Below are 7,475 nucleotides of genomic sequence, written 5' to 3'. Positions count from 1 at the left end.
TAACGTTTATCCATTTTTGCTATTTTTTGAATTTCTGCTTCTTTGCACTTTGCGATTCATTTCCGGCCATCCGACCACAGGTGAGGCGATTTTTCAAAGCCGCCCCACAAACAATCTCGTCTTATACGATAGCCTTACCTTTCCCTGCCGCTGGTGTCTCTGGAATAGTCGTTCGAGCGCCACCGTCATTGCAGGCAACACAGGCGATGCCTCATCCGGCAGAAAGGAATACGAGAGTGTACGGCCAAGCAGCTGCGGATAAGTGAGCCAATCGACATGCCCAAAAACGCGGTATCGTGCCCGTGATGGGGCAAAAAAGGAACGTACCTCTGCCGTGTCCATTTTGCGTTGACTCACACTGAGGTAATCTGTGGCATATTCGCGGACAAAGCGCTCATAGGCTGCCTCGAAGGCACTGCGCGTATTCCGCAGGTTCCACACGACAGCCACAAACGGCGATTTGCGCCCCGCTCGCGCAAACTCCGTCCGGGTTTTAGCCAGATCGAACCAATGAAAGGCCTGCGCAGATACAAACAGGTCTACCGAACCACCGGGCAAGCCCGTCGCTTCGGCAGTACCATCCAAGAATATACATCGCTGGCAGCCACCCAATCGCCGGTGTGCCAAACTGCGCATATAGGGATTGGGCTCTACTACATAAATCCGGCTACCCCACTTAGCGACCAACTCCGTGAAAATACCCGTACCCGCCGCGATATCGGCAATAACCATGTCGGGAGTAATGGGAGTGGTTTCGCCGAGATAGTCGAGCAGCGCCTGCGGGTAGCCCGGCCGAAACCTGTCGTAGTTCTCGGCACGATCTGAAAACCGCTGTATACTATCTTGCTGCATGGGCAATTCGACTCCGAACTGAATAAGCTTTTGATTGGTTCCTTAGTTATCTCAAGGGGAGTAAAAGTAGGCAAATCGATCGATAAATGGGACCACCCATCGATGAATTCACCAAGGTTCGGGAATGCTTTTTGAACAATGAAATTAAACACACTGATTATTAATAATATACAATATCTTAATATTTTTTTTTAATAAGTTTTGCAAAACAGAGAATCATTTTATTAAGTTTGCATTAGTTATTACATTATAACCAATTATCGCGCAGTGAAGATTCGTCAAGACCATTTAAAGAAAGCCCTATTTAAGCTACTTTATTACCATGGAGCACTCTCCGTTGCTGAGTTGAGTATGCACACGAATAAAAGTGTGCCCAACATCACTAGCGTAATAAACGGGCTATTGAACGATGGTTATGTGATCGAGCACGGCTTGGCACCTTCCACCGGGGGTCGGCGTGCCGTGACGTACCGGCTTAACAAAAAGGTAAAGACGTATTTTATTGCCGTGGCGATGGACCAGTTTATCACACGGATTGTTATCTATAACCTAGCGAACGAAGCGATATATCCCGAAACGGCCTTTTCCCTGCCCTTACCCGATAATACGGAAGCTTTCCAGCAATTGTGTATAGCGATTGATCGCTATATCACTTCGGCAAACATAAAACGCGAAAACGTCGTGGGTGTCGGTATTGCCATGCCGGGGTTTATCGATGTAGAAAAAGGGATAAATGCTTCCTTTTTCATCGACGATGACCATACAAGCCTACGCGATCGCCTCGCCCAACGGTTGGGCTTACCGGTATATATCGAAAACGACTCCAGTGCCATTGCCATCGCCGAACTGCATTTCGGGTCGGCCAGGGGTTTGCGAGACGTAATGGTCGTTAATATGGGCTGGGGAATCGGATTGGGGATGATTGTCAACGGAAGCCTATTCAGGGGTCATAATGGGTATGCCGGCGAATTCAGCCATATTCCGCTTTCACATAGCAACAAGCTCTGCTCCTGCGGCAAACGGGGGTGCATGGAAGTGGACGCCTCGTTACTCGTTGCTGTTGAAAATGCGAAGCGGGCGATAGCAGAAGGCACCACATCGAGTTTGGAGCGGCTTTTCGCTGCGCCCACCAAATCCGAGGGGGACCATTTGATTGACGCGGCCCGCAAAGGCGATCAACTGGCCATCATAGCGATTTCAGATGCGGCGTTTATGATGGGCAAGGGCATTGCAACCCTTATCCATATCATGAACCCCGAGCGGATTGTATTGAGTGGCCGGGGTGCGGCCACGGGCAACCTGCTCATTCCACCCGTGCAGCGTGCCATCAACGAGTTCTGTATCCCGAAACTTGTAGAACATACAACCGTGGTGGTTTCCGATCTGGGGTATGAGGCTGAACTATTAGGGGCCGTCAGCTTGATTATCGAAAGTAGCACGCCACACCAATTGATGAAAACCAATTCACAAACAAAGCCGCAAACGGCTGATTATTAATTTTATTGATGATAAAATATGACATGAAACTTTACTGAAACTGAGATTCGTAACCTTATTTTTTAACCAAACAAATAAACACACACAACATGAGAATTTTGTACAAAAAGTTATGCATGGCGATCGTGATTACCTTGGGTACGCTGATCACAGCTTATGCACAGCAAACCGTTACCGGGGTGGTAACGGATGCGAATGGGCCAGTACCCGGCGTGTCCGTGTCGGTAACGGGCACTAGCAGGGGGACCCAAACCGACACGGAAGGACGTTATTCCATCCAGGCGTCGCAGGGCGAAACGTTGGTGTTCTCTATCATCGGGTATACACGTCAGACCGTCGTCGTTGGCAATTCGGCGACCATTAACGTCACACTGGAAGAGGATGCCGGCCAGTTGGATGAAGTGGTCGTTACGGCATTGGGTATCCAGCGCGCGCCCAAGGAGCTCGGGTACGCGATGAGTATCGTCGAATCGGAAGAACTTACCAAAACGGGCAGTCCGAACTTCGCAGGTGCTTTATATGGCAAAGCACCGGGTGTACGGATATCAGCTGCTCCCGGAGGTGCGACCTCTGCCATCAACATCAATATCCGTGGCACCAATTCCATTACCGGTAATTCGCAACCGCTTGTTATTATCGACGGTGTGCCCATACGGCAATCATCATTCAACAACTCGGACTACTGGGGCGACCAGCGTTCGCGCGGTAATGGCCTCGAGGATCTGAACCCCGAAGATATCGAATCGATCAGCGTGCTTAAGGGTGCTTCCGCCGCTGCATTGTACGGTTCTGAGGCTATGAACGGTGTTATTCTAGTGACAACAAAATCCGGTACGGGAGGTAAGCGCTTCTCCATCGATTTCAATGCGACCTACACCAATGACCGTATTGCTTATTTGCCACGATTCCAAGATGTAAGAGGCGCCGGGTACGACCCCTCCTATGCAGACGTTGGACAAGCGGAAGACATGTTCTTCTACTACGACCTCGATGGCGATGGTGTGACAGAAACCCGGGCGCCAGCTAACACAAGCCTCAATTTCGGACCTAAGTTCGATGGACAGCCCATTCTCTCGTGGGATGGCCAGATGAGGCCATATGAGGCCCAGAATGCTTACCACAGGTTTTTCAACAATCCGAATAATACCATATTGAACGTGGCACTGGGCCATTCATCCGACAATTCCAACACGCGTTTCTCTCTGACGCGCCAGGATAACCAGATGACAGCAATCGATTCGTACAATAAACGGAACATAGCCAACCTCAATAGCACGTTCAAATTGGGCGAAAAATTCACGACCGACGTAGTAGTCAATTTCGTCAACCAACATACCTACAACCGGCCGTTCCTGACCGACCGGCTGATCAACAATTTCACGGGGATGATCTCGACGTTTGACAATCCCCAATGGTACATCAACAAGTACCAAACGAGTCTCGGTTACCGGTTTGTTACGGGAACGGACCAAAGCCTCACGCCCGAAGAAAACATTACCTACAACGGCTACCGGGGTGATGTTCTTGATTATATGTGGAATGTAAAGGCCAAACAATACAACGAATACTCCAATCGCCTCATCGGTTCATTCACCAACACGTGGCAGATCACATCCGATTTATCCGTCCGTGGTCGCTTTTCGGCTGACCTGACCGCGATGAAAACCGATGACAAGGAACCTAACCGGATTCCCTTAGCCTACGGCAACAGTGGTTATTTTGGTTTGGGTCAAATGAATGGGAGCGTATACTATGCAGACTTACTTGCCACATACGAAAAGCAGGTCACGCCTAATTTCACCTTGGGTGCAATGGTTGGCTACACGGCCACCAAAACGGAAGAAACCTATTCTCAACGGGAAACCAATGGCGGGTTGAGTGTACGCGACTGGTTCGACCTGAATGCGTCGGTAAACCTCACGTCGTTTAACACGCGCTATAATTACCGCCGTAATATGCTCCGCGATGCAGTATTCGGCATGATTCGCACAAACTTGAAAGATTACTGGTTTGTAGAAGGTACTTTAAGGCGTGAACGCATTTCGACAATGCATCCAGACAACAACGTTTTACTTTACCCCTCGGTAAACTCCAGCCTAATCCTGTCCGATGCCTTTACCTTGCCCACAGCCTTTGATCAAGTTAAATTAAGGGCATCTTGGGGAATCGTGGGTAATTACCCGGGCATCTACCAAAGTGCGCTGAGTTACTCACAGAGCACCCTCGGCAACCAAGGTACCGGAACGGCTGTATTGTACACGAATGTACCCACCTCATCGTTCGGCAACGAAGGTATTAAACCCGAAACCAAGCATGAAGTGGAATTTGGATTGGAAGCCCGTCTGCTCAACTACCGGTTAGGTCTTGAGGTTAACTATTACGACGGCCAAATCAAAGACCAGATTCTCAACTATACGTTACCCATCACTACCGGTGCTTCTTCTATCCTAGCCAACGTGGGCACACTACGTAACAAAGGATGGGAATTTGCTATCAACGGCACACCTGTTAGCAACAGCAACTTCCAGTGGAATTCCATTCTTAATTTCGCGATGAACCGTAACGTGGTTGAAGAACTACCGGGTGGTGCCAGCGAATTGCTCCACCGCGATTACGATGGCGCCGCCGCCCAGTTGATTTCGAAAGTGGGTGAGCCCATGGGCGACATCATGGTGCACCCAATCGCAACCGACGATCAGGGCCGTAAGATTGTGATGGACAATGGCCTTTATCAGCTCGACGCCGATTCGTGGATTAAGGCCGGTAATGCCATGCCGAAGGTTGTCGGTGGCTTCATCAACACGTTCACCTATAAAAACCTAACGCTGGATGCACTGATCGATTTCCGTTGGGGCGGCCATGTGATGCCCACCGGTATCAATTGGATGACCAGTCGCGGCTTGACCGAAGAAAGCCTGAACTATATGGACGAAGCCCATGGCGGTATCAGCTATTATATCGATGCCAATGGTAAAGGCGTAGCTTATACAGGCACATCTGGCCCGAACGGCGAAAAAGTTTTCCATGATGGCATGTTGATGGATGGCGTATTAAGCGATGGTAACGCCAATACAAACATCATCTCACAGGTTGCCTATTATGCAAATACGTATAACTGGGGTGGACCGCAATATTCCTATTCGCGCTACGAGCTATATGTAAAGAAAAACAATTACATCAAGATGCGCGAATTGTCGTTAGGTTACCGTCTGCCTAAATCGTTCGCTGCAAAATTAGGGGCTGAGAATCTGCAACTCTCGGTATTTGGACGGAATCTTTTCTTTATCTATCGTTCGATAAAGGACCTGGATCCGGAACAAATGACCGGCGGATCCAACTGGATTAACCAAGTCTCCAATGCAGGTACAAGTCCGGCTACCCGAACATTTGGTGCCATGTTACGCGCAAGTTTCTAATTCCTAAAGAAAAAAAGAAATTCTAATGAAAAAGTATCTCATCATATTAGGAGTGTTCACCGTTTCTTCTTCCATCATGACGTCGTGTAAGAAGTCATCGTTCGACGATTTCTACCGCGATCCTTCAAAGGTAACCGAAGTTACCGTGGACAAACAGTTTGCAGGAATGCTTTATTCTTATCGTGAACTAGTCGTACCCAGTTATTGGAATTATTTCGTCATCCTCCGGACGACGGCAAACCGATATATCCAAGCAACTGGATGGGCAAACGAACCCAATCAGCTTACCCCCGGTGCCGCTGCAATCTCGGATCGGTGGGGTACCTATTACAGTGGGTTGGCACAGTTCAAGGAACTCGAGAACGTCTACAACAATGCACCGACCGAAGAGCAACAGGAAAAGCGTATATTCTACCTGGCTGCAAAAATTTTCTTCTATGACCAAACCCAGCAGATTGTGGATCTTCACGGTGACATCCCGTGGACACAGGCCGGCACATTGAACGCAAACGGCGGCGACTACTCGGTTTCCTACCCGGCATACGATAGCGCCGAAGACATCTACACCACGATGCTGGATGACCTGAAAGCCATCAGCACTGAGCTGAATACGCTGACAATTCCATCGACCATCCAAAACAGCTTCTCTACCCAAGATCTCATCAACAACGGCGATCTGATGTTATGGAAGCGGTATTGCAATTCGTTGCGGTTGCGGATGCTTACCCGGGTGTCCGATGCGTCCTCCTTTTCCGACCGGGCCCAACAGGAGCTTGCAGAAATTGTCAACAATCCATCGGCGAATCCATTAGTGTTGGCCAATGACGACAATATCCAGCTCGATGTATTCAGCCACGAGACGGGCATTAATTCCACGGGTCTACGCGATGGGATTGAAAGCTGGAACGCTAATATTGCCGGCAAGGTTATGATTGACCATATGCTCGATAACGAAGACCCGCGCCTCCCTTTCATATTCGAGCCGGGAGCCGAAGCTGACGGTGATTTCCAAGGCCTTGACCAATCGCTGACCAGTTCCGTGCAGACAGGCCTCATCAATGATGGTGTGCTTTCCATTTATAACCGATCTACGTATTCCAGAAACCAATATTTCCCTGGAATCGTTATCACGGCCTCCGAAGTCAATTTCCTGTTGTCGGAATACCATACCAAAAACGGGAATAATGCAGCGGCAAAAACTGCATTCGAAACGGGGATCAAAGCATCCATTGCGCTGGTCCAGGATATTAGGGCAGTAAGTAATGACAACACGACCGCAGCAGCTGATGCGCCGACAACTGGAGCCGTTAATGCCTACATTTCCAACATTGGATGGGGTACAGACAACCTCCAGTTGATTGCCACCCAAAAATGGCTGCACTTCAACATCATCCAACCCCTCGAGTCATGGGCCGAGATCAGGCGATTGGATTTCCCAACCTTCGAATTCCGCGTAGACCCGTCCGATATGCAGAAAACGGTGCCTGTTAAATGGAACTTACCGGACTCTGAACCAACCTATAACGGGACGAATTATCAAGCTGTTCAAGCCAATGACAACGTAAATACCAAACTTTTTTGGGACGTTAATTAATCACCTGCCCAAACACACAATCAGAAAAGCCACTCCCGGGTGGCTTTTCTTCGTCTAAATCGTTATATTCGTTTAATCTTTTATATTTCAGACAATCACTTCACTCCGGCTATCCA

General features: G+C 49.0%; 4 protein-coding genes. 3 read left to right on the top strand and 1 reads right to left on the bottom strand.

The window, feature by feature from the left end:
• Positions 1-93: 93 nt before the first annotated feature.
• Positions 94-852 (bottom strand): class I SAM-dependent methyltransferase, encoded by a 759-nt coding sequence (locus ACO1NT_RS17610; RefSeq protein ID WP_449050051.1) that lies wholly within the window; start codon positions 850-852, stop codon positions 94-96.
• Positions 853-1,119: 267 nt separating this feature from the next.
• Here ACO1NT_RS17610 and ACO1NT_RS17605 point away from each other — a divergent pair, with 267 nt between their 5' ends.
• The 3 genes from ACO1NT_RS17605 (at position 1,120) to ACO1NT_RS17595 (ending at position 7,359) form a co-directional block, all read left to right on the top strand.
• Positions 1,120-2,349 (top strand): ROK family transcriptional regulator, encoded by a 1,230-nt coding sequence (locus tag ACO1NT_RS17605; protein ID WP_449050050.1) that lies wholly within the window; start codon positions 1,120-1,122, stop codon positions 2,347-2,349.
• An 89-nt stretch (positions 2,350-2,438) separates the two neighbouring features.
• Entirely contained in the window at positions 2,439-5,765 is a 3,327-nt protein-coding gene (locus tag ACO1NT_RS17600) for a SusC/RagA family TonB-linked outer membrane protein (protein ID WP_449050049.1), read from the top strand.
• 25 nt (positions 5,766-5,790) lie between these two features.
• Complete coding sequence (locus tag ACO1NT_RS17595; RefSeq protein WP_449050048.1) at positions 5,791-7,359, top strand: SusD/RagB family nutrient-binding outer membrane lipoprotein; 1,569 nt, start codon at positions 5,791-5,793, stop codon at positions 7,357-7,359.
• The last annotated feature ends 116 nt before the right edge of the window (positions 7,360-7,475 follow it).

Source organism: Parapedobacter sp. (assembly GCF_053550995.1).
Note: the sequence above shows the minus strand (reverse complement) of the source record. Positions and strands in the feature narration are given on the sequence as shown.